General features: G+C 75.5%; 22 protein-coding genes and 1 tRNA gene. 7 read left to right on the top strand and 16 right to left on the bottom strand.

Annotated elements, in window-relative coordinates:
* The first annotated feature begins 1 nt into the window (after position 1).
* The gene (locus AC3WUG_RS15495) at positions 2-679 is read left to right on the top strand and encodes a Crp/Fnr family transcriptional regulator (RefSeq protein WP_147794897.1); all 678 of its coding nucleotides are present in this window, start codon (positions 2-4) and stop codon (positions 677-679) included.
* An 80-nt stretch (positions 680-759) separates the two neighbouring features.
* On the opposite strand, the gene AC3WUG_RS15490 is transcribed toward AC3WUG_RS15495, so the two are convergent.
* The 3 genes from AC3WUG_RS15490 to AC3WUG_RS15480 are packed head-to-tail and all read right to left on the bottom strand — an operon-like array spanning position 760 to position 1,736.
* Complete coding sequence (locus AC3WUG_RS15490; RefSeq protein WP_492328484.1) at positions 760-1,242, bottom strand: RidA family protein; 483 nt, start codon at positions 1,240-1,242, stop codon at positions 760-762.
* The gene (gene sp36 / locus AC3WUG_RS15485; RefSeq protein ID WP_146837291.1) at positions 1,239-1,400 is read right to left on the bottom strand and encodes a Sp36 family protein; all 162 of its coding nucleotides are present in this window, start codon (positions 1,398-1,400) and stop codon (positions 1,239-1,241) included. Before sp36 ends, AC3WUG_RS15490 begins: the two co-directional genes overlap by 4 nt.
* Before the next feature lie 33 nt (positions 1,401-1,433).
* Entirely contained in the window at positions 1,434-1,736 is a 303-nt protein-coding gene (locus AC3WUG_RS15480; RefSeq protein WP_217615062.1) for a WhiB family transcriptional regulator, read from the bottom strand.
* Between the two features lie 246 nt (positions 1,737-1,982).
* Between AC3WUG_RS15480 and AC3WUG_RS15475 the strand changes: the two genes are divergently transcribed.
* The 3 genes from AC3WUG_RS15475 (at position 1,983) to AC3WUG_RS15465 (ending at position 5,544) form a co-directional block, all read left to right on the top strand.
* Positions 1,983-4,409, top strand: coding sequence for a transglycosylase domain-containing protein (locus AC3WUG_RS15475; RefSeq protein ID WP_492328483.1), 2,427 nt, complete (start codon positions 1,983-1,985; stop codon positions 4,407-4,409).
* The gene (locus tag AC3WUG_RS15470) at positions 4,406-5,383 is read left to right on the top strand and encodes a metallophosphoesterase (RefSeq protein WP_492328482.1); all 978 of its coding nucleotides are present in this window, start codon (positions 4,406-4,408) and stop codon (positions 5,381-5,383) included. Before AC3WUG_RS15475 ends, AC3WUG_RS15470 begins: the two co-directional genes overlap by 4 nt.
* Before the next feature lie 87 nt (positions 5,384-5,470).
* Positions 5,471-5,544, top strand: a tRNA-Pro gene (locus tag AC3WUG_RS15465).
* Positions 5,545-5,621: 77 nt separating this feature from the next.
* Here AC3WUG_RS15465 and AC3WUG_RS15460 read toward each other — a convergent pair.
* The 6 genes from AC3WUG_RS15460 to AC3WUG_RS15435 all read right to left on the bottom strand — a co-directional run bounded on the left by AC3WUG_RS15460 (position 5,622) and on the right by AC3WUG_RS15435 (position 10,808).
* Positions 5,622-6,725 (bottom strand): GGDEF domain-containing protein, encoded by a 1,104-nt coding sequence (locus AC3WUG_RS15460; protein WP_492328481.1) that lies wholly within the window; start codon positions 6,723-6,725, stop codon positions 5,622-5,624.
* A gap of 169 nt (positions 6,726-6,894) precedes the next feature.
* Positions 6,895-7,665, bottom strand: a complete 771-nt coding sequence (locus tag AC3WUG_RS15455) for an ABC transporter permease (RefSeq protein WP_492328480.1) — start codon at positions 7,663-7,665, stop codon at positions 6,895-6,897.
* Between the two features lies 1 nt (position 7,666).
* Positions 7,667-8,650, bottom strand: a complete 984-nt coding sequence (locus AC3WUG_RS15450; protein ID WP_492328479.1) for an ABC transporter ATP-binding protein — start codon at positions 8,648-8,650, stop codon at positions 7,667-7,669.
* 81 nt (positions 8,651-8,731) lie between these two features.
* Positions 8,732-9,502, bottom strand: coding sequence for a hypothetical protein (locus AC3WUG_RS15445; RefSeq protein WP_492328478.1), 771 nt, complete (start codon positions 9,500-9,502; stop codon positions 8,732-8,734).
* Positions 9,499-10,419: an ABC transporter ATP-binding protein gene (locus AC3WUG_RS15440; RefSeq protein WP_492328477.1), complete on the bottom strand. Its 921-nt coding sequence runs from the start codon at positions 10,417-10,419 to the stop codon at positions 9,499-9,501. Before AC3WUG_RS15440 ends, AC3WUG_RS15445 begins: the two co-directional genes overlap by 4 nt.
* The gene (locus AC3WUG_RS15435; RefSeq protein ID WP_218705414.1) at positions 10,416-10,808 is read right to left on the bottom strand and encodes a GntR family transcriptional regulator; all 393 of its coding nucleotides are present in this window, start codon (positions 10,806-10,808) and stop codon (positions 10,416-10,418) included. The genes AC3WUG_RS15440 and AC3WUG_RS15435 overlap by 4 nt, the downstream gene beginning before the upstream one ends.
* Positions 10,809-10,993: 185 nt before the next feature.
* Here AC3WUG_RS15435 and AC3WUG_RS15430 point away from each other — a divergent pair, with 185 nt between their 5' ends.
* Positions 10,994-11,932: an NADP-dependent oxidoreductase gene (locus AC3WUG_RS15430; protein ID WP_492328476.1), complete on the top strand. Its 939-nt coding sequence runs from the start codon at positions 10,994-10,996 to the stop codon at positions 11,930-11,932.
* Positions 11,933-12,035: 103 nt separating this feature from the next.
* On the opposite strand, the gene AC3WUG_RS15425 is transcribed toward AC3WUG_RS15430, so the two are convergent.
* From AC3WUG_RS15425 to AC3WUG_RS15410, 4 genes are all read right to left on the bottom strand, one after another.
* Positions 12,036-13,112, bottom strand: a complete 1,077-nt coding sequence (locus AC3WUG_RS15425; protein WP_492328475.1) for an aspartate-semialdehyde dehydrogenase — start codon at positions 13,110-13,112, stop codon at positions 12,036-12,038.
* Positions 13,109-14,383: an aspartate kinase gene (locus AC3WUG_RS15420; protein ID WP_492328474.1), complete on the bottom strand. Its 1,275-nt coding sequence runs from the start codon at positions 14,381-14,383 to the stop codon at positions 13,109-13,111. The genes AC3WUG_RS15425 and AC3WUG_RS15420 overlap by 4 nt, the downstream gene beginning before the upstream one ends.
* Positions 14,384-14,496: 113 nt before the next feature.
* Positions 14,497-15,276 (bottom strand): TSUP family transporter, encoded by a 780-nt coding sequence (locus AC3WUG_RS15415; protein WP_431835475.1) that lies wholly within the window; start codon positions 15,274-15,276, stop codon positions 14,497-14,499.
* Complete coding sequence (locus tag AC3WUG_RS15410) at positions 15,273-15,908, bottom strand: TetR/AcrR family transcriptional regulator (protein WP_492328473.1); 636 nt, start codon at positions 15,906-15,908, stop codon at positions 15,273-15,275. Before AC3WUG_RS15410 ends, AC3WUG_RS15415 begins: the two co-directional genes overlap by 4 nt.
* Positions 15,909-16,108: 200 nt before the next feature.
* On the opposite strand from AC3WUG_RS15410, the gene AC3WUG_RS15405 reads away from it, so the two are divergent.
* Entirely contained in the window at positions 16,109-16,534 is a 426-nt protein-coding gene (locus tag AC3WUG_RS15405; RefSeq protein ID WP_217615048.1) for an organic hydroperoxide resistance protein, read from the top strand.
* A gap of 252 nt (positions 16,535-16,786) precedes the next feature.
* On the top strand, positions 16,787-19,312 hold the full coding sequence (locus AC3WUG_RS15400) for a LuxR C-terminal-related transcriptional regulator (RefSeq protein ID WP_492328472.1): 2,526 nt from the start codon (positions 16,787-16,789) through the stop codon (positions 19,310-19,312).
* A gap of 30 nt (positions 19,313-19,342) precedes the next feature.
* Here AC3WUG_RS15400 and AC3WUG_RS15395 read toward each other — a convergent pair whose 3' ends face one another.
* The 3 genes from AC3WUG_RS15395 to AC3WUG_RS15385 all read right to left on the bottom strand — a co-directional run.
* Entirely contained in the window at positions 19,343-19,921 is a 579-nt protein-coding gene (locus AC3WUG_RS15395; protein ID WP_492328498.1) for a DUF5063 domain-containing protein, read from the bottom strand.
* Positions 19,922-20,185: 264 nt separating this feature from the next.
* Positions 20,186-20,785 carry a recombination mediator RecR gene (recR, locus tag AC3WUG_RS15390; RefSeq protein WP_147794914.1) on the bottom strand — a complete coding sequence of 200 codons (600 nt, stop codon included), beginning with the start codon at positions 20,783-20,785 and terminating at the stop codon, positions 20,186-20,188.
* Positions 20,786-20,896: 111 nt separating this feature from the next.
* The coding region (locus AC3WUG_RS15385) for an HNH endonuclease signature motif containing protein (protein WP_492328471.1) at positions 20,897-22,174 on the bottom strand (1,278 nt) is incomplete at its 5' end.

Raw genomic sequence — 22,174 nt, 5'->3', positions numbered from 1 at the left:
CGTGGAGGACGACGTCGTGCTCACGGCGCCCCTGTTCCAGAACATGGACCCCGAGGCGTCCCGGACGCTGCTCGCGTCGATGGCGCCCGTGCACGTCGCCCGCGGCGAGGTGCTGTTCCACGAGGGCGAGCCGGGCGACCGGCTCTACGTGATCCGCTCCGGTAAGATCAAGCTCGGCCGCCGGTCCTCCGACGGCCGGGAGAACCTCCTCGCCGTGCTCGGCCCCGGCGAGATGTTCGGCGAGCTCTCGCTGTTCGACCCGGGCCCCCGCACCGCCACGGCCACCGGCCTCGCCGACGCCGTGGTGCTCGAGCTGGGCCACCACGACCTCATCCCGTGGCTCGAGCAGAACCCGACCGTCGCCAAGCACCTGCTCGGCGCGCTCGGCCGCCGGCTGCGCCGCACCAACGACGCCCTGGCCGACCTGGTGTTCTCCGACGTCCCCGGCCGCGTGGCCAAGGCGCTGCTCGACCTGTCGCACCGGTTCGGCCAGCAGACCGACGAGGGCGTCCGGGTCGCGCACGACCTCACGCAGGAGGAGCTCGCGCAGCTCGTCGGCGCGAGCCGCGAGACCGTGAACAAGGCGCTCGCCGACTTCGCCGCCCGCGGCTGGGTCCGGCGCGAGGGCCGCGCGATCGTGCTGCTCGACGTCGACCGCCTGGAGCGCCGCGCCCGCTGAGCCCCGCCCCCCGGGATCGCTGACGACGACGGCCCGGTCGCGCCCCTCGGGGAGCGACCGGGCCGTCCGCGTCCGTGGGCTCAGGCCTCGGGCGCGAGCTCCACGACGATCTCGACCTCGACCGGCGAGTCCAGCGGCAGCACGGCGACGCCGACGGCCGAGCGCGCGTGCACGCCCGCCTCGCCGAACACCTCGTGCAGCAGCGTGCTGGCGCCGTTGATCACGCCGGGCTGGCCGGTGAACGCCGGGTCGCTCGACACGAAGCCGACGACCTTGACCACCCGGACCACGCGGTCCAGGTCCCCGACCAGCGAGGCGACGGCCGCGACGGCGTTCAGCGCGGCGGTGCGGGCCAGGTCGTGCGCCGTCTCCGGCGACACCTGACCGGGGCCGGTGCCGACCTTGCCGGTGACGGGCAGCTCGCCCGCCACGAACGGCAGCTGGCCGGAGGTGTGCACGTACGCGCCGGTCTGCACCGCCGGGACGTAGGCGGCGACGGGCGCAGCGACCCGGGGCAGCTCGATGCCGAGCTCCGCGAGGCGCGCGACGACGACCCCGCTCACTTCTCGCCCGTCGGGCGCTTGAGGTAGGCGACGAGCCCGGTCTCCGACTGCAGGACCTGGACGAGCTCCCAGCCGTCCTGACCCCACTGGTCGAGGATCGCCTTGGTCGCGTGGACGATGAGGGGGACGGTCGCGTACTCCCACGTGGTGGTGGCCATGGCGCCACCCTAGCCGTGCCCCGCGGACGCCCGTCAGGCCCCGGCCGCCTGCTCCACCGGTTCGGTGCCGAGCAGCTCGTCGTACCAGGACTCGACCTCCGGCCGGCGCCGGCGCAGCGCGCGCCGCTCGCGCTCGGTCATCCCGCCCCACACGCCGAAGTCGGCGCGCGAGTCGAGGGCGTCGGCCAGGCACAGCAGCCTGACGGAGCACCCCGCGCACACCGCCCGCGCGTCCCGCTGCGCGGCGCCCTCCACGAACAGCGCGTCGGGCGCCACTCCCCCGGCGCCGCACTTCGCGTTCGCCGTCCAGTGCCCGTCGGGCCCCGCGATCGTCATCGAGCCATCCCTACTGTCCCCTGCGAACGGGACAGCACCGCCCGCGGACCGTCGTGCGACGGTCCGGTGCGGCAGTCCCCCCTGCTGGGCCGACCGTAGCGGGTCGGTTCGTCCGGTCGCATCCTCCGTTCGGGTTGTTCCTCCTGGTCGGGCAGCGGGGGCCTGCGTGTGCAGGTACCGTGCAGGTCCCCCCGGGCCCTGTGGACGACCGGCGCGCGCACGGGCCGCTCCCGTACCCTGGCGGGCATGGCTCCCTCCCCCTCGCCGCGCGGGCGGCAGGTCACCGTCGTGCAGGCGCTGGCGCTGCTGCTCGCCTTCGTGCTGACCGCCGGCGTCGGCGGCCTGCTGACCGCCGGGCTCGTGCTGCCGACCGTCGCCGTCGCGAACACCGCGACCGACCTCAGCGTCGAGGCGTTCGAGGACCTCCCGTCCGAGCTGGAGACCCGGCCGCTGTCCGAGAAGTCGGTGATGCTCGCGGCGGACGGCACCGTGCTCGCGGAGTTCTTCTCCGAGAACCGCATCGTGGTCCCGCTGGACCAGGTGTCGGTGCAGATGCAGAACGCCGTGGTGGCGACGGAGGACAAGCGGTTCTACCAGCACGGCGGCATCGACCCCGCCGGCATGGCGCGCGCGTTGGTGAAGAACCAGGTCAGCGACTCCACGCAGGGTGCGTCGACGCTGACCCAGCAGTACGTCAAGAACGTGCTCATCGAGACCGCGGTCCGTGACGGCGACCTCGCCGCGGCCGAGGCGGCGCGCGAGGCCGACGGCACCGAGGGCTACGCGCGCAAGCTGCGCGAGGCCAAGCTCGCCATCGCGCTCGAGAAGACGATGACGAAGGACCAGATCCTCGAGAACTACCTGAACATCGCGCAGTTCGGGGTCGCGACGTACGGCGTGGAGTCGGCGGCGCTGCGCTACTTCAGCAAGCACGCGGTCGACCTCACCTACCTCGAGGCCGCGACGATCGCCGGCATCACGCAGAGCCCGACGGCGTTCGACCCGGTCCGCAACCCCGAGGCGTCGCAGCAGCGTCGCGACCTGGTGCTGCGGCTGATGAACGAGCAGGGGTACATCACGCAGGAGGAGTTCGACGCGGGCATCGCCGCGCCGATCGCGGACACCCTGCACGTGAGCGAGGCCCAGAGCGGCTGCATGGCCGCCGGCAACGTGGTGCAGGGCTCCGGCTACTTCTGCGACTACGTCACGCACGTCATCCGGAACGACCCCGCGTTCGGCGAGACCGCCGAGGAGCGCGAGGAGACGCTGTACCGCGGCGGCCTCACGATCACCACGACGCTCGACCCGCGGCTCCAGACGATCGCCGACAACCAGGTCAAGGCGACCGTCCCGGTCGACGACCCGACCGGGGTCGGGTCCGCGATGTCCGTCGTCGAGCCGGGGACCGGCCAGATCAAGGCGATGGCCCAGAACCGGAACTTCAACAACACCGCGGAGGCCGCGGGTCGCGACTCGTCGGTCAACTACAACACCTCGTACTCCTACGGCGGGTCCGGCGGGTTCATGCCCGGCTCGACGTTCAAGCCGTTCACCCTGCTCGAGTGGCTCAAGACCGGCCACAACCTCAACGAGAGCGTCAACGGCACGGAGCGCACGCTCAACACCAACCAGTTCACGGCCTGCGGGTCCCGCTACCCGAGCCAGACCTGGAAGGTCGGCAACGCCGAGGGCGGCTCCGGCAACATGTCCGTGATGCAGGCGACCCAGCAGTCGGTCAACCTCGCGTACCTGTCGATGGCGATGCAGCTGGACCTGTGCAACATCATGGAAGGGGCCAAGCAGCTCGGCGTCACGAGCTCGAACGCGGGCGCCGAGGGCCAGGCCATCGAGGCCAAGCCGTCCAACGTGCTGGGCTCGGGCGTCACCAGCCCGCTCGCGCTCGCCGGCGCCTACGCCGCGTTCGCCTCGGGCGGCGTGTACTGCACGCCGATCGCGATCACCAACGTCAAGAACGCCGACGGCGAGGACATCCCGATCCCCGACGCCGGCTGCCACCAGGCCGTCGACCCGAACGTCGCCGCCGGCATGAACGAGGCGATGAGCAACGTCTGGAACGGCACCGGCAAGTCCATCGGGCGGCCGTCGTTCTACACGGCCTCCGGCAAGACCGGCACCACGACCCGCAACGAGCACACCTGGTTCGCGGGCTACACGCCGCGCCTGGCGTCGATCGTGTGGGTCGGCTACCCGGACCGCAACGAGCCGATGCAGTACATCACCATCAACGGGAAGTACGCCCGGTTCGCCTACGGCGCGACCTTCGCCGGCGTGACGTGGAAGAACTTCATGGACGAGGCGCTGAACGACGGGCAGGAGAACCCCGGCTTCGCCGCCCCGACCAGCGACCTGCGGTACGGCCGCGCCGTCCCGATCCCCTCCGTCGTGGGCCAGGACCAGAACACGGCGATCGCCACGCTGCAGAACGCCGGGTTCTCCGCGACCGTCGGCGGCACCACGGCGTCGGACATCACCCCGGGTTCGGTCGTCAGCCAGAGCCCGTCCGGGAGCGCACCGGCGGGCAGCTCGATCACCCTGACGCTGTCCAGCGGCCCGGGCGCACCGGCCGGGGACGGTGGGGGCGGCGGGAACAACGGCGGCGGCAACGGGGGCGGCGGCGGGGGCGGCAACGGCGGCGGGAACAACGGCGGATGACCCACCCCGTCGCCCGCGCCCTGGGCGGCGCCGCGCTCGCCGGCGCCGCCGCGGTCGCGTGGGGCACGCTCGTCGAGTCCCGCTGGTACGCGCTCCGCGAGGTCACCGTCCCGGTGCTCCCGCACGGGCAGGACCCGCTGCGCGTCCTGCACCTGTCGGACCTGCACCTGACGCCCGGCCAGCACCGCAAGGTCGACTGGGTCCGCGACCTCGCGTCGCTCCGGCCCGACCTCGTGGTGGACACCGGCGACAACTGGGCGCACGTCGAGGCCATGCCCGCGCTGCTGCGCGCGCTCGAGCCGCACCTGGGCACCCCGGGCGCGTTCGTGTGGGGGTCGAACGACTTCTTCGCGCCGTCGCCCAAGAACCCGGCCCGGTACCTGCTGCCGGACGCGCGCACGACGCCGCCCCGCCCGCCGGTGGAGCTGCCCTGGCAGGAGCTCGGCAACCGGTTCCGGTCCGCAGGCTGGGTGGACCTGACCAACCGCCGCGACGAGGTGAAGGCCGGCGGCCGGCGGATCTCGCTCGTGGGCACCGACGACGCGCACCTGGACCGCGACCGGTTCCCCGCCGCCGGCGGTCCGGACGACGTCCGCCCGGCCCCCGTGGTCGACGACGCGGGCGTGGCCCGTGCCCCGCACGGCGACGTCGACCTGCACCTGGGCGTCACGCACGCGCCCTACCGCCGGGTGCTCGACGCGATGCACGCCGACGGCGCCGACCTCGTCCTCGCCGGGCACACCCACGGCGGCCAGCTCGCGGTGCCCGGCTACGGCGCGCTCGTCACCAACTGCGACCTCCCCCGGGACCGGGCGAAGGGCCTGCACGGCTGGCCGGGCCCCCGCCCGGACGCCCGCGGCGGCGCGGACTCCACCTGGCTGCACGTGTGCGCCGGCCTGGGCACGTCGCCGTACGCCCCGGTGCGGTTCGCGTGCCGGCCCGAGGCGACGCTGCTGACGCTCGTCGCGGCCTGAGACGCGACGCTCCTCACACTTCGGCCTCCGCGGCCGTCCCCGATGCACGACCACCGCCCCGCGTCGGCTATGCTGGGCGGGCTTCACCGGGGTGTGGCGCAGCTTGGTAGCGCGCCTCGTTCGGGACGAGGAGGTCGTGGGTTCGAATCCCGCCACCCCGACCGGTGAGAAGACGAAGGCCCGGACCGCTCGGTCCGGGCCTTCGTCGTCCCCTGCCGCGGACGCGTCGCCCGCGCCGTCAGCGACCGGCGTGCTGGTCGCGCCGCCCCTCGAGCTCGGGCCGGTCGCGGGAGTGGTCGCGCACGCCCGCCCCCGGGCCGTCCGTGCCGCCACCGGACCCCGGCCGCCGCGCCCCCGCGAGGCCCTCGGTCGCGATCCGGAACCGGTCCCGCCCCGCCTGCTTCGCCCGGTACAGCGCGATGTCCGCGGCGGCGAGGGCCGAGCCCGCGGGCGCGCCGTCCGTGATCAGCGCGATCCCGGCGGAGAACGTCACGCCGGTGCCCTCCTCCGCCCACTCCGCGCGGAGCGCCCGCAGCGTGTTCAGCGCCTGCACCGGCTCGGTCCGCGGCAGGATCAGCACGAACTCCTCGCCGCCGTACCGGGCCGCGTAGTCGCGCCGCCGCAGGTGCTGGTCGAGCACGTGCCCGAACCGCTCGAGCACCAGGTCCCCCGCGCCGTGGCCCCGGGTGTCGTTCACGCGCTTGAAGTGGTCGAGGTCGGCGATCACCACGCAGTCGCCCGGGACGGCGCGCGTCAGCCGCTCCTCGAGGTCCCGGCGGTTGGCGAGCGAGGTGAGGACGTCGGTGCGCGCGTCGGTGCGGAGCCGCCGGCGGACGTCGCGCTGGTAGGCGGTGGCGAGCGCGATCACCTGGGCGGTGCCCCACCAGGTCACGGCGTAGACGACGAGCCGCACCACGGCGTTGCCGTCCAGGGTCGCGGCCATCGCGACGTACGCGGCGCACGCGACGGGCAGCAGCGCGAGCGCCGCGCGGCCGGGGTGGAACAGGCCCGCGTACACGAAGCACAGCGGGATCAGCCCGACGAAGGCGCTCGCGATGCCGGTGGAGGTGAGGCCGACGGCCCCGAGGGCGAGCAGCAGCGCGAGCGGGAACGCCAGGGTGCCCCAGCCGTCGCGGTGCCACCGCACCCGCAGGCTCAGCGCCACGAGGGCGAGCATCGCGCCCGACATCGCGGCCAGCACCGCCAGCCCGTGGCCGTCGACCCCGAGGCACAGCGCACCGAGGATCACGACCGCCCCGCCGAACAGCAGGAGCACCCGCCCGGCGGCCGCGGCGCTGCCGCCCGCGCGCGCCCAGGCCGGGACGTGCGCCAGCAGGCGCACGACGACGGGCGCGTCGTGCGGCGCCCGCCCGTGTGCGCGGCGTCCAGGCGCGACCGGCGGCATACCGGGTTGATCGGCCGCCCGGCGCGCGACCTTCAGGAGATGGTTGAGATCTGCACCATTTCTCGACGTGATCCCCAGCACGCTCCCAGGCAGCGCCTGCGACCGCTCAGCGCCAGCGGAACAGCCGCGCCGACAGCGGCACCAGGACGACGGTCCACCCGGCCATCACGAGCAGCTCGCGCACCGGCACCCCGGCGCCGACCCAGCCGTCGAGCATCGCCTGCGACCCCGCGCCGAGCGGCGTCCAGGCGGCGACCTGCTGGACGACCTCGGGCATGATCGGCAGCGGCAGCCAGACCCCGGCGAAGAACAGCGACACGAAGTAGACCGTCATGCCGATGCCCGTGGCCGCGCCGGCGGTCGGCGCCCGTGCCGCGATGAGCGAGCCGACGCCGAACGTCGACGTGGCGGCCAGCAGGAACCCGGCGAGCACGACGCCCGGCCGCTCGGGGGCGCTCACGTCCACGACCAGCATCCCGACCGCGAGGGCGAGCACGGCCGCGACCAGCAGCGCGGCCACGTCGACCAGGACCTGCGCGACCAGGAGGCGCGAGGGCGGCAGCGGGGTCGTCGACAGCCGGCGCAGCACGCCCGTGCCGCGGTAGGTGGCGATCGTGATCGGGTAGACCGACAGCGCCACGGTGCCGACGGCCAGCGTCAGCACGATCGGGGTGTACCCGGTGATCCCGTTGATCCGCGACAGCAGCGGGTCGTCCTCGCTGTACGGGGTCGACCCCCACGGCATCGCGAGGCCGAGCACCGCGAGCAGCACGGCGGGGAACAGGACGGCGAAGAACACGTTGGAGGGCTCGCGCAGGGCGAGGCGCCCCTCGACGGCGGTGACCCGGGCGAGCACCCGGGGGCTGGTCGCGGACATCTCAGGCCTCCACGCGGTCGGTCGCGGACGGGGTGGCGGGGCGCGCGTCGCCGGGGACGTCCGCGGGCGACCCCGTCAGCCGGACGAACGCGTCCTCCAGGGTGCTGCGCTGCACGCGCAGGTCGTCGGGCCGGACGCCGGCGCCCGCGAGGGCGACCATGACCTCCTGCACCACGTTGCCGGTGCCGCGGACCCGCACGGACCCGTCCGGCTCGAGGTCGACCGAACCGACCGACCCGAGTGCGCCGAGCGCGGCCGCGTCGACGGGGGCGGACGGCCGGAAGGTCAGCGTCTGGTCGGCCCCGACCAGGGCGGCGACCTCGGCGGGGGTCCCCTCGGCCACGACCCGGCCCGCGTCGACGAGCACGACGCGGTCGCAGAGCCGCTCGGCCTCCTCCATGAAGTGCGTGACGAGCACGATCGTCACGCCGCGCCGCCGCACCCCCTCGACCACGTCCCAGGTGTCCCGCCGCGCCTGCGGGTCCAGGCCGGTGGTGAGCTCGTCGAGGATCGCGACCTCCGGGTTCCCCACCAGGGCCAGCGCGATCGACAGCCGCTGCTTCTGACCGCCGGACAGCGCCCGGAACTGGGTGCCGGCCTTGTCGGCGAGCCCGAGGTCGCGCAGCAGCTCGTCCGGGTCGGCCGGGTCGTCGTAGAAGCACGCGTACTCCTCGACGGCCTCGCGGACGGTGATCCGCTGCGGCAGCGCCGACTCCTGGAGCTGCAGCCCGACCCGCTCGCGCAGGGCGGCGCGGTCGGCGGCGGGGCCGGCGGGGTCGAGCCCGAGCACGCGGACCGTGCCGCCGTCGGGCTCGCGCAGGCCGCCGATCATCTCGACGGTGGTGGTCTTGCCGGCGCCGTTGCGGCCCAGCACGCCGACGATCTCGCCGCGGCAGACGGTCAGGCCGACGTCGGCGACGGCCACGGTGCGGCCGTAGCGCTTCTCCAGGTGCTCCGCGTGGATCACGGGGTCTGCTCCGGGCATGACGGGATCTCCTCCTCGCGTGGTGCGGGTGGGTCGGGTCGTGCTGGGGGGGTGTGCGGCGCGCCGCCGGGGCGCGTCGGGTCAGCCGCGGCGGGGTGCGATCGAGCGGCGGGTGGCGATCAGCCAGAAGGCGGCGGCGAGGGCCGCCGTCAGGACGGCGGCGACGACGACGACCAGCGCGAGCGGCGTGCTCTCGCCGGTGCCGCCGAACAGGTCGGAGAACGGGACCCAGTCGTTCGAGTTGCCGACGAGGATCGTCATGGCCAGCGACGGGCCGGCGGTGAGCGGGAGCGTCAGGGTGCCCCACCAGCCGCCCGCGGCGGCGTACACGGTGCCGACCAGCAGGCCGCTCACGTAGGCGACGACGAACGTCGCCAGGTACGCGACGAGCAGGCCGCCGAACGTCACGTCGGGGTCGAACCAGCCCTGGTCCTGCAGCGACCAGTCCCAGCCCATCGCTCCGTACCAGGCGCGCTCGGCCATCAGGCCGCCGGCCATGAGCAGGGCGAACGCCATCGCGGTCAGGGCCGCCGCGGCGAGCGCGCCGCGCACGTAGCTGCGGCGGGTCATGCCGCTGGCCACGTGCACCTGCGGGTAGGTGGTGGCGATGCCGATCATGATCGAGAACGGGAACCAGACCCCGCTCTGCCGTGCGAACCAGATCGTCGAGGTCCCGACGGAGCCGACCGCGTCGACGACCAGGGGCACCGCGACGACCACGACGAGCACGATCGCCCAGTACCAGAGCGAGACCTGGCCGAACCAGGTGAGGAGGCACGTCGCCGTGCGGAGCGCCGGGCCCTGCCGGGTCGCCGGCCGGGCGGGGAACAGGGTGCGGGTGGTGGCGGTCATCGGGCCCTCCCGAGCTCGCGCGCCGCGTCCGCGGCGTCGTCGGCGGTCAGGTGCACGAACAGGTCCTGCAGCGGCACCGGCCCTAGGTCCAGGCCGGCGGCGCGGGCGTCCGCGGCCTCGCCGTCCGCGAGCGTCGCGAGCACCGTGGCCTGCGCGGTGCCCCCGAGCCGCTGGCGACCGAGCACGGTGCGCCCGACGACGAACCGCTCGACCTCGCGGGCCGGCCCGGTCACCGAGACCCCGGTGACCCGGAGCGCGTCCGCGTCCTGCGCCAGCAGCACCCGCCCGTGGTCCAGCACCACGACGTGCTCGAGCAGCCGCTCGACCTCGCCGATCAGGTGGCTGGACAGCACGATCGTGCGCGGGTGCGCGACGTAGTCCTCGAGCAGCGCGTCGTAGAACGCGTACCGCGACGGCGCGTCGAGGCCGAGGTGCACCTCGTCGAGGACGGTCAGGTCCGCGCGGGCGGCGACCCCCAGCACGATGCCGAACGCCGACTTCTGGCCGCGGGACAGCTTCTGCGGCTTCGCGCCCGGGTCGAGCTCGAACCGGTCCATGAGCCGCTCCGCGACCTCGCGGGAGAACGCGGGCCGGCAGTCCTCGGCGAACCGGAGGTTCGAGCGCAGGGTCTCGGTGTCGATCACGTCGCCCGACTCCCGGACCAGCAGGACCCGCGGCAGCAGGTCGTCGTTCTCCCACGGGTCCTCGCCGCCGACCAGCACCGCGCCGGACGTCGGGCGGCGGAACGCCGCGGCCACGGACGCGAGCGTCGTCTTGCCGGAGCCGTTGCGCCCCAGCAGGCCCGTGATCGAGCCGGCGGGGACGGACAGGTCGACCGCGTCGAGGGCGGTCTTCCGGCCGTAGCGCACGGTCAGGTCGCGCGCCTCGAGGCCGAGCGGCCCGGCCGGGGCGGTCACGACGCCGCCCCGTCCTGCCGGTCACCGGCGGTGCGCGCGGCGTGCGCCCGCAGCCGGGCGATGACGTCCTCGAGCGGGATGCCCAGGGCGCGGGCGTGGTCGGCCACCGGGTCGACCGTCTCGGCGAAGAAGGTCTCCCGACCCTCGGCGCGCAGCCGGTCCGGGGCACCCGGGGCGACGAACATCCCGACGCCGCGGCGCTTGTAGAGGATCCCGTCGTCGACGAGCTGGGCGAACGCCTTCGCGGCCGTGGCCGGGTTGATGCGGAAGGTGGTGGCGTACTGCGTCGTGCTCATCACCTGCTCCTCGGGCTGGAGGTCGCCGCGCAGGACGTCCTGGCGGATCTGGTCGGCGATCTGCACGTAGATGGGGTCGCGGCCGTCGAACACGGTCGGCCTCCTCTCGTGCGGCTGGTTCGATGGTTCGTTACCCCACTAATGAACCACAGGAGCAGCGCCGCGACAAGCCGCGCCGCGATGTTCGCGTTCGAAGTATTTGCTTCTGGTTCGAAGCATGTGTAGCGTCCTCGGCAGCGCTTCGAATCCGAAGCACTGAGAACGACCGAGGAGTCACCATGAAGGCAGTGCGGTTCCACGAGACCGGCGCGGCGGACGTCCTGCGCCACGAGGACGTCGAGCTCCCGGTCCCCGGCGCGGGCCAGGTCCGCGTCCGGGTCGCCGGCTCGGCGTACAACCCCGCGGACGGCGGGATGCGGGGCGGCTTCCTGCCGATCCCGATCACCCTGCCGCACACCCCGGGCTACGACGTGTCCGGCACGGTGGACGCGGTCGGCGCCGGCGTGACCGGCCTGGCGGCGGGCGACCGGGTCGTCGGCTTCCTGCCGATGGCGGCCGACGGCTCGGCGGCCGAGTTCGTCGTCGCCCCCGCCGAGGCGCTCGTCCCCGCCCCGACCCGCATCCCGCTCGCCGACGCGGCCGGCCTGCCGTCGGTCGGGCTCACCGCCTGGCAGGCGCTGTTCGAGGCGGCCGGCCTGGCGGCGGGGCAGCGGGTGCTCGTCAACGGCGCGGGCGGCCCCGTGGGCGGGTACGCCGTCCAGCTCGCCCACCGCGCGGGCGCCCACGTGATCGCGACCGCCAGCCCGCGCAGTGCCGAGGCCGTCCGGGCGGCGGGCGCGGACGAGGTCGTCGACCACACCGCGACGTCGGTGCTGGACGCCGTGACCGAGCCCGTCGACGTCCTGCTCAACCTCGCCCCGGTCACCGAGGAGGGGTTCGCGGCGCTGGCCACCCGGGTCCGCGACGGGGGCGTGGTCGTGTCCACCACGCCGCGGGTCCCGACCCCGGAGGACCCGGCCCGCGGTGTGCGCGCCGTCACCGTGTACCTGCACCCGGACGCGGACGTGCTGCGGCGGCTGGTCGCGCTGGTCGACGCGGGCGAGCTCCACGTCGAGATCGCGCGCCGCGTCCCGCTGGCCGAGCTCCCCGCGCTGCACGCGGAGGCCGACGCCGGCGGCGTGCACGGCAAGGTCGTGGTGGTCCCGGCGGGCGCGTGAGGCCCGGGACGACGGAGGACCCGCCGCACCGGCTCGTGGTGAGCCGGTGCGGCGGGTCCTCGTGCGCGGGGATCGCGCGGGCGTCGCGCGGGGTGTGCGCGGGTCAGGCGGTCGCGGCGCCCAGGCGCGCGGCCAGGAGCTCGGCGACCTGCACGGCGTTGAGCGCCGCGCCCTTGCGCAGGTTGTCGTTCGAGATGAACAGGGCCAGGCCCCGCCCGTCGGGCGCGCCCGGGTCCTGCCGGATGCGGCCGACCAATGACGGGTCCGCGCCGGCGGCCTGCTGCGGCGTCGGCACGTCGGCGAGCTGCACGCCCGGCGCGCCGGCCAGCAGCTCGTGCGCGCGCTCCGGGGTGATCGGCCGGTCGAACTCGGCGTTGATCGACAGCGAGTGCCCCGTGTACACCGGCACCCGGACGCAGGTGCCGGACACCAGCAGGTCGGGGATGTCGAGGATCTTGCGGGACTCGTTGCGGAGCTTCTGCTCCTCGTCCGTCTCCAGGCTGCCGTCGTCCACCAGGTTGCCGGCCAGCGGGATGACGTTGAACGCGATCGGCGCGACGTACTTCTGCGGCTCCGGGAACGTGACCGCACCGCCGTCGTGCACGAGCGCGAGCGTGTCCTGCTCGACCCCGGCGCGCACCTGCTCGTCGAGCTCGCGCGCGCCGGCCAGGCCGGAGCCCGAGACCGCCTGGTAGGTCGACACGACCAGCCGGCGCAGCCCGGCCTCCTCGTGCAGCACCCGCAGCACCGGCATCGCGGCCATCGTGGTGCAGTTCGGGTTCGCGACGATGCCCTTGCGCACCTCGTCCAGCGCGCCCGGGTTCACCTCCGACACGACCAGCGGCACGTCGGGGTCCATCCGCCAGGCGGACGAGTTGTCGATCACCGTGACGCCCGCGGCGGCGAACCGCGGCGCCTGCGCCTTCGACGTCGCGCCGCCGGCGGAGAACAGGGCGATGTCGAGGCCGGTCGGGTCGGCGGTCTCGGCGTCCTCGACCACGATCTCGGTGCCCCGCCACGGCAGGGTCGTCCCGGCCGACCGCGCGGAGGCGAAGTACCGGATCTCGGCCACCGGGAAGTCGCGCTCCTCCAGCAGGCGGCGCATCACGGCACCCACCTGGCCGGTGGCGCCGACGACACCGACCCGCAGGCCCGCGCCCGTGCTCACGCTCTCGCTCATCGTCCGGTCCCTCCGTACACCACGGCCTGCTCGTCGGCGCTGTCCAGGTCGAACGCCGTGTGCACGGCGCGCACGGCGTCGTCGAGCTGGTCGGCGCGGGTCACCACGGAGATGCGGATCTCCGAGGTCGAGATCATCTCGATGTTGATGCCGGCGTCCGACAGCGCGGCGAACAGCCGGGCGGACACGCCGGGGTGCGACTTCATGCCCGCGCCGATCAGCGACAGCTTGCCGATCGTGTCGTCGTACTGCAGCGACGTGAAGCCGATGTCGGGCTGGTGCTGGGTCAGCGCCGCGGTCGCGGCCGCCCCGTCGGTGGCGGGCAGCGTGAACGAGATGTCCGTGCGGCCGGTCGACGCCACGGACACGTTCTGCACGATCATGTCGAGGTTCACGCCCGACCCGGCGACGACCTCGAAGATGCGCGCGGCCTTGCCGGGCACGTCCGGGACGTCGACGATCGTGATCTTGGCCTCGCTGCGGTCGTGCGCGACGCCGGCGATGATCGGCTGCTCCATCGGGGCTCCTCCTTCGGTCGGGGCGTCCGTCACCAGCGTGCCCGGGTGGGTCGAGAACGACGATCGCACGTGCACGGGGACGCCGTACCGCCGCGCGTACTCCACGCAGCGGAGCACGAGCACCTTGGCGCCGCTCGCCGCCATCTCGAGCATCTCGTCGTAGGTGATGCGGTCGATCTTGCGGGCCGACGGCACGATGCGCGGGTCGGCGGTGAACACGCCGTCGACGTCGGTGTAGATCTCGCAGACGTCGGCGTGCAGGGCGGCGGCGAGCGCGACCGCCGTGGTGTCCGAGCCGCCGCGGCCCAGCGTCGTCACGTCGTTGGTGTGCTGGGTGACGCCCTGGAACCCGGCGACGATCGCGACCGCGCCCGCGTCGACCGCCTGCTGGATGCGGCTCGGGCTCACGTCGATGATCCGAGCCTTGCCGTGCACCGAGTCGGTGATGACGCCGGCCTGCTGGCCGGTGAACGACTGCGCCTCGACGCCCAGGTTGCTGATCGCCATCGCCAGCAGCGACATCGAGATGCGCTCGCCGGCGGTCAGCAGGATGTCCATCTCCCGCTGCGGCGGGAGCGGCGTGACCTGCTGCGCGAGGTCGATCAGCTCGTCCGTCGTGTCGCCCATCGCCGAGACGACGACCACCACGTCGTCGCCCGCGCGCTTGGCCTCCGCGATCCGCTTCGCGACGCGCTTGATGCTGTCGGCGTCGGCGACCGAGGAACCGCCGTACTTCTGCACGATGAGGGCCACGGGAGGGAGCTTCCTGCTGCGGGGTGGGGCCGCCGGGCGGCGACCGCCGGGGTCGGCCGAATTCTAGGCCGGGGCGCAGCAGGCACCCGCCGGGCGCCCGCATCGCGGGACCGTCAGAGCAGCTCGGCCCCGAGCCGCACGATCAGCACGGCGACGACCACCAGGAACACCACCCGCACGAATCCGCTGCCCCGGGCCACCGCGGTGCGCGCGCCGAGGTACGACCCGAGCACGTTGGCGGCGCCCACCATCAGCCCGAGCCGCCACAGCGGGGCCCCCTGCGCGGCGAACACGACGAGCGCGCCGAGGTTGGTCGCCGCGTTGACGATCTTCGCCTGCGCCGACGCCTCGAGGAACGCGTAGCCCAGCACCCCGACCAGCGCGATGACCAGGAACGACCCCGTGCCCGGGCCCAGGAGGCCGTCGTAGAACCCGATGCCGGCGCCCAGGGCCAGCGCCACCAGCAGGTGGGTGCGCCCCTGCCAGCGCAGCGCGGTGGCCCGGCCGACCTGCGGCCGCGCGACGGTGTAGACCGCGACGGCCACCAGCGCGACGAGGATCACCGGCACGAACACGTCCTCGGGCAGCAGCGACGCCAGCGCCGCTCCCCCACCCGCGCCGACCAGGGCCGCGAGCGCCATCGGCCCCGCGGTGCCCAGCCCGGGCTGCACGCGCCGGTAGTAGGTCGCCGCACTGACCGAGGTGCCCATGATCCCCGCGAGCTTGTTGGTCGCGAGCGCCTGCACCGGGCTGATGCCCGGCACCAGCAGCAGCGCCGGGAGCTGCACCAGCCCGCCGCCGCCCACCACGGCGTCGACCCAGCCCGCGGCGAACCCGGCCAGCACCAGGAGCACCACGGTGCCGACCGTGAGCTCCAGGCCCGAGACCGTCACGCGGCGGTGCGGGGGGTGGTGCCGTGCGCCCGGTGCGCGGCGACCACCGCCGCGCCCGCGTGCCGGAGCGTCGCCGCGACGGAAGCCGCGCGCTCGGCGCCCCCGACGTACCCGGCGACCATCGCGCCGTCCCGCAGCACGACCAGCTCCTCGGCGGCGCCGACCGGGTCGTCGAGCCCGAGGTCCGCGAGGAGCTCGGCCGCGGTGCCGACCATCCACCGCCGGTGCTCCGCGACGACCGCGCGGACCGGGTGGTCGGGGTCGGCGTACTCGGCGGCGGCGTTGATGAACGGGCAGCCGCGGAACCCCGGGCGGCACGACTCCGCGCCCAGGCCCTCCGCGTACCCGCGGAGCACGGCCCCGGCGTCGTCGGGGTGCGCGGCGCGGACCGCGTCCAGGGCGGCGCGCTCCGCCGCGGCCACGGCGGTGAGCCAGGCCACCACCAGGGCGTCCTTGGTGGGGAAGTGCCGGTAGAACGTCACCTTGCTGACCTCGGCCGCGGCGATGACCCGGTCGGCGCTCACCGCGCGGATGCCGTCGGCGTAGAACAGCCGGGCGGCGGCGTCGAGGACCCGCGCGGCGACCGGTGAGGCGGGCCGGGCGTCGGCGGGTGCGGTCGCGGGGGGCGTCACGGGGTCCTCCTCCTCCTCGGGGTCGGCTCGGCACGGGGTCGGCTCGGCACGGCGCCGGCTCGGCACGGCGCCGGCTCGGCGCCGGCTCGGCGCTGATCGACGCGCCGGTCCGGGGCGCGCGCCGGTGAGCCAGTCTGGCACGCGCGGACGATCTGTGGCATACATAGACGTACTAGTTCGTCTACCTGGAGGTCGTCCCCATGAGCGCGCTCTACACCGCCACCGCCACCTCGACCGGCGAGGGCCGCGCGGGAGGCCAGGTCACCAGCGACGACGGCGTCCTCGACCTCACGCTCGCCGTCCCGGCCCCGATGGGCGGCCCCGGCGGCGGCACCAACCCCGAGCAGCTGTTCGCCGCGGGCTGGGCCGCCTGTTTCCACTCCGCGCTCAAGGGCGTGGCGTCGGCCGCGAAGACGCCGATCCGCGACTCCGCGGTGGTCGCCGACATCGGCATCCTGCCCAACGGCACCGGCGGCTACACCCTGAGCGCCGCGCTGCACGTCGAGATCGGCGGCGTCGACCAGGCCACGGCGGAGAAGCTCGTGGAGCAGGCGCACCAGGTGTGCCCGTACTCGAACGCCACCCGCGGCAACATCGACGTCCAGCTGGACACCACCGTCGCCTGACCCGCGGCCGGGGGCCCGGCGGCCACCGCGCCACCGCGCCACCGCGCCACCGCGCCACCGCGCCACCGCGCCACCGCGCCACCGCGAGCGTGCACCCGACACGTCGAGCGAGCACCCCCCGGCTGCTCGCTCGACGTGCCCCCCGCCCCCTCGGCCCGCGCACCACGGGCCTACGCTGGCCCCGGGCGGACACGGGCGGGCGCCGGTCGGCGCGTCGCGCACCGCGGGGGGGTGCAGCGGGGTGGGAGCACGGTGAGCGGCGGCGGCCGGGACGAGGCCCTGATCGCGGTGCGCCGCTGGCTGGCGGCCGGGCGCGACGTGGTGCTGCGCGGCGAGCGCGGCATCGGGAAGTCCGCGACGCTCGAGGCCCTGCGCGCCGACCTGTCGGACCGCCGGCTGCCCGGCGTGCTGCTCCGCGCGAGCGGGCCGGCGCCGTTCGCGGCGGTGCTGGACCACCCCTCCGCGCCGCCGCGGGTGCCGGACGAGACCGCCCTGACCGCGTGGCTGTCCGCCGAGCTCGCGGCCCCGCGCAGCGTCCTGCTCGTCGACGACGTCGACCGGCTCGACCCCGGGAGCCTGCGCGTGGTGCAGCGGGCGCTGGTGCGCACGGGCTGCGGGCTCGTCGCCGCCACCACGGCCGACCTGCTGCGCACCCCGCCGGGCGGCCCGCGCGAGCTCCTCGTCGCCCGCGCGCCGGCCGAGGTCCGGGTCCCGCCGCTCGGCCTCGCGGCGCTGAGCGCGCTGGTGGCGACCACGCTCGGCGGCCCGGCGGACGCCGCGCTCACCAGCGCCCTCCTCGCGCAGTCCGGCGGCAACCCCGGCGCGGCGGTCGCGCTGCTCACGGCGGCGCGCGCCACCGGGGCGCTGCGCCGCGAGGACGGCCGGCACGTCGACGACGGGCGGCTGCTGGAGGTGCCGGCGGACGCCGTCGCGGCGCTGTTCCTCGCCACCCTGGACGACGCCCGGGTGGACGCGCTGGAGCGGCTCGCCGTGGTGGGGCCGATCGCGCCCGGGGCGGCGGCGCGGCTGGTCGAGCCCGCGCTGCTGGACGACCTCGCGGACCAGGGCCGGGTGGCCGAGGACGAGGCGGGCGGGGCCGACGCCCTGCTGGTCGTCGCGCCGCCCGCGCTGGCCCGGGCCCTGCGCGACCGGGTCGCCCCGCCCCACCGCCGCCGGCTGCTGGCCGCGGCGCGCGCGGCCGTCGGCGACGTCGTCGCCGTGGTCGACCCCCCGCGGCCGGATCTCACCGCCCTGCTGGCCCGGGACGCGGCCGGCAGCGCCGACGTCGCGCGGTGGAGCACGCAGGTCGCCGGCGTCGTGCACGAGCGCGCGGCCGCGGCGGAGGCGGCCGCGCAGGCCGCGTGGGCGGCGGACCCGCGGCTGGGCACCGCCACCACGTACCTCGCCCGGCTCATGCGGCGGCCGGCGCGCGACCAGATCGCCGCCGTGTTCCGCGACACCGCCCGCGCCCCGGGGGACACCGACGACGACGCCCTCACGTACCGGTACTACCGCGCCCGGTGGGAGTCCTGGCGCCGCGACGAGGGCCCGGACGACCGGGACGACGACCGCGGCGACGACCGCGGCGACGAGACGGACGGGCTCGGGCGGCTCGACGCGCTCGAGGACCTCAAGCAGCGGCTGGTCACGGAGATCCGCGACGGGCGGCCGCCCGAGGACGTCGCCGCCGCCGACCCGCCGCCCGTCACCGCGGCCGCCTTCCGGGGCGCCCCGGGGCTGCTGACCGCCGCCGCCCTGCTGGAGGCGGGGCGACCCGACCTCGCCCTGACCGTCCTCGACCGCGCCGACGACGCCGACCGCGGGCCGGACCCCGACGCCGACGAGGTCCGGCACTACCGGATCGCGCTCCGGGGCGAGTGCCTGAGCCTCCTGGGCCGGCTGGACGAGGCCGAGCGGCACGAGCGCCTGCTGCTCTCCGCCGCCTACGACGCGTACGACGCCTTCGGCATCCGGGTGCACGCCACCGTGCTGGCCGAGGTGCTCTGCTTCGCCGGGGAGATCGAGTCCGCCTGGCGGGTGCTCAGCACCGCGCTGCGGCTCGGTCCTGCCGGCCCGATCGAGACGACCTACTACCGCCGTGGCCTCGCTCTCGGGGCCGTGCTCCAGGTGGGCGCGGGCAACGTCGACCTCGCGCGGGCGCTGCTCCGCGAGCTGGAGAAGACGCCGCGGCTGTACCGGCCCCTCATCCGCTCGCTGCGCGTGGTCGGCGCGATCGCCGTGGCGGTGGCCGAGGGCGACCGGGCGACCGGCGCCGAGATCGCCTGGCGGGCGGGCTCGTCCTACGCCGCGGCGGGGCTCCGGCAGCCCGCCCTGCTGACCTGGGCGTTCGCTCCGCCGCCGTTCACCGCCGAGCGCGCGGCGACGATCCGCGCGACCCGCCGCGGCGTGGTGCTCCCGCTCCTCGACCCGTACCTCGACCTGCAGCTCGCGCTCGCGGACCGGGACGCGGCGGCCGTCGCCGCGGCGCTCCCCCGCGTGCAGCCCCGGGTGACCAGCACGCTGACCGCCGCCGCGCGCGAGCTGCTCGGGCTCGACGCCGGCGCGGTCGCCGACCACCGGGCGCCGACGGCCCGCACCGAGCCGCTGTCCGACCGGGAGCGCGAGGTCGCGGCGCTCGGACGCGACGGGCTCAGCAACCGGCAGATCGCCGAGCGGCTGCACCTGAGCGTGCGGACCGTCGAGAACCACATGAGCCGCGCGCTGCGGAAGCTCGGCTACCGGACGCGGGCCGACCTGCGTCGGTGGACCGTGGCCTGACGCCCGGGCGCCGTGGCGTCGCCGTGCCCGTCAGGGCTGCAGCGCGTCGTACTCCGCCTCGGCCGCCACGTCGTCGTCGACGTCCAGCCGCAGGTGCGCCAGCAGCGTCTGCAGGGTGCGCAGCACGCTCGCCGCCCGCTCGCCCCAGGTCGACAGGTAGGAGAACTGCCACCACCACAGCGCCTCGAGGACGTGGCCGCGGTCGTGGTGCCGCAGGCCCTGGAGCAGCGCGCCCGCGACCGCCACCAGGTCGCCCGACAACGTGGACGCGGTGACCTCGCCGCCGAGGACCGGGTCCACCACCTCGGCGTACTCGTCGACGCCGTCGAGCACGTCGGCGAGCGCGGCCCGCAGCGGCTCCACGTCCGGGTCGGGGCCGACGTCCGGCTCGAACCGGTCCGTCGGCACGACGTCCACGATCGCCCCGAGCCGCGCGCCGACCGCCAGCACGTCCGACACCGCGAGCAGCAGCAGCGGGATCGCGGCGTCCGGGTTGCTGCCCGACGCCACCTCCGTGACCGTCGTGAGGAACGCGCGGCACTCCCGGGCCGTCGAGTCCGCGACGGCGCGCAGGTCGGCGGCCTCCGGGTCGAGCGCCAGGTCGTCCACCTGGGCCGAGTCGGTCGCCACGCGCAGGTCGTCCTCGGATGCGGTCACGGGGGCCATGCTGCCCCTCTCGATCGCGACACGCCCGCCGACGACCACGACACGCGGGCGCGGCGCCGACGGACGGGACGAACCGGACGGCGCTGGGACGTGCACCCCCACCGGGAGCGTCCGGCACGCAGGCACCGGGAGCGTCCGGCACGCAGGCACCGGGCAGGTCCGGCACGACGCACCGGGGGGCACGTCCGGTGGTGGGCGGCTCCGGCGTCAGGCGCTGATGCGGCGCCGGCCCTCGAACGCCCGGCCGAGCGTCACCTCGTCGGCGTACTCCAGGTCGCCGCCGACCGGCAGGCCCGACGCGAGCCGGCTGATCGTCAGACCCATCGGCACGAGCAGGCGCGCGAGGTAGGTGGCGGTGGCCTCGCCCTCGACGTTCGGGTCCGTCGCCAGGATCACCTCGGTGACGGTCCCGTCGGCCAGCCGGGTCATGAGGTCCTTGATGCGCAGGTCGTCCGGACCGACGCCCGCGATCGGGTTGATCGCGCCGCCGAGCACGTGGTACCTGCCGCGGAACTCGCGGGTGCGCTCGATCGCGACGACGTCCTTCGGCTCCTCGACCACGCACAGCACGGCCGGCGAGCGACGCGGGTCGCGGCAGATCCGGCAGAGGTCCTCCTCGGCCACGTTGCCGCACTGCACGCAGAACCGGACCTTGGCCTTCACCTCGGTCAGCGCGTCCACCAGGCGGCGCACATCCGTCGGGTCCGCCGCGAGGATGTGGAACGCGATCCGCTGCGCGCTCTTGGGACCGACGCCGGGCAGTCGCCCCAGCTCGTCGATCAGGTCCTGGACCGCGCCCTCGTACACGCCGCACAGCCTACGGCCCGCCGCCGACAACGCGGGTGTCCGAGCGGTCGCGCCCGGCGCGCCCGCCGGGCCCCGCGGTCCGGGACGACGGCTCGGGACGGAGACGAGGGCTCAGAACGGGGGTGGTGCGTCGGAGGGGTCGGCCGTGGCGTGGTGGGACTGCCCGGTGCCGGGTCGGGTGAGGTAGCGGTGGCCCGTGGGAGTGATCCACTCGAACAAGCCGGGTTCGATCTGGCGGAGCCGGAACCCGCCGTCGGTCTTCAGGCGGTGGTGCCGGCGGCACAGGGGCCCGAGGTTGTCCGCATCGGTGCGGCCCCGGCGCGCGTCGGGGTCGGCGCCGGGTCGGGGGTGGAACTCCTGGGTGTGGTCGAGGTCGCAGCCGCGTGCGGGGACCGTGCAGCCGGGTGCGGCGCAGGTTCCGTCGCGGGTGCGGACGAGGTCGGCCAGCGCTGCGGGTGGTCGGTAGCGTTCGCGGCCCACGTCCAGGACCCGGTCGGTGAGCGGATCCGTCACCACCCGCTGCCAGACCCCGCCGGCCGCCAGGGCGCGGGCGGCGACCGCGTCGATGGGTCCGTGGCCGTCGAGGTGGGCGGGTTGGTCGTCCAGGCCGAGCAGGGTCGAGGCGGGGATGGTGACGCGGACCTCGGCGCCCGGGCGGCCCGCGCAGCGCGTGCAGGTGCGGCGTGCCGTGGGGGATCCGGCGGTGCTGGTCTCGACCTCGGTCGCGGTCCCGGTGTCGGTCGCGGTCCCGGTGTCGGTCGCGGTCCCGGTGTCGGTCGCGGTGTCGGTCGCGGTCCCGGTCGGTGCCACCGGCACTCCGCGGGATGAAGCAGGGCGGTCCTGGCGAGGCCCGGGGTGCGCGGTGGTGTCGTCGAACGGGGTGAGGGTGGCGACGGGGATCGGCTCGACCGGGCGCGCGAGCACCAGACCGTCCCGGTCCATGAACAGCGCGCCGTTCCACGACCGCTTCGGTTGCGGTGGCACCGGCACGCCGGGGGTCAGCTGGACCTCGAACGCCGGCCCGTCAGATGCAGGCACGTCCCCGACGACCAGGTCCCGCAGCCCGTCGGCACGCAGCTGATCCAACGTCCGGTCATCGCCCAGCGCCTTGGCCGTCTTCGCGGCGTGGGTCAGCACCCCGTCGACGCGGATCGCGTCCGCGGCGTCCAGCACCAGCCACATCGAGGCCATCCCGTCCGGCTGGGGTCGGGGGTGGGACACCTTCCGGGTGCACCACGCGCGGTCGTGGCGACCGGCGGCACCCTCGGGGTCCACGAGCCGGATCTCCCGCTCGACCCGCTGCCGGAGCTGGGCGACCGAGCACCGGTCGGCGTCGGGCAGCACCGCGTCCTCGACCGCGTGCGCCACCTGGAACGGAAGGTCGGTCAG

Source organism: Cellulomonas sp. EB106-03-03-XG116 (assembly GCF_058792015.1).
Note: the sequence above shows the minus strand (reverse complement) of the source record. Positions and strands in the feature narration are given on the sequence as shown.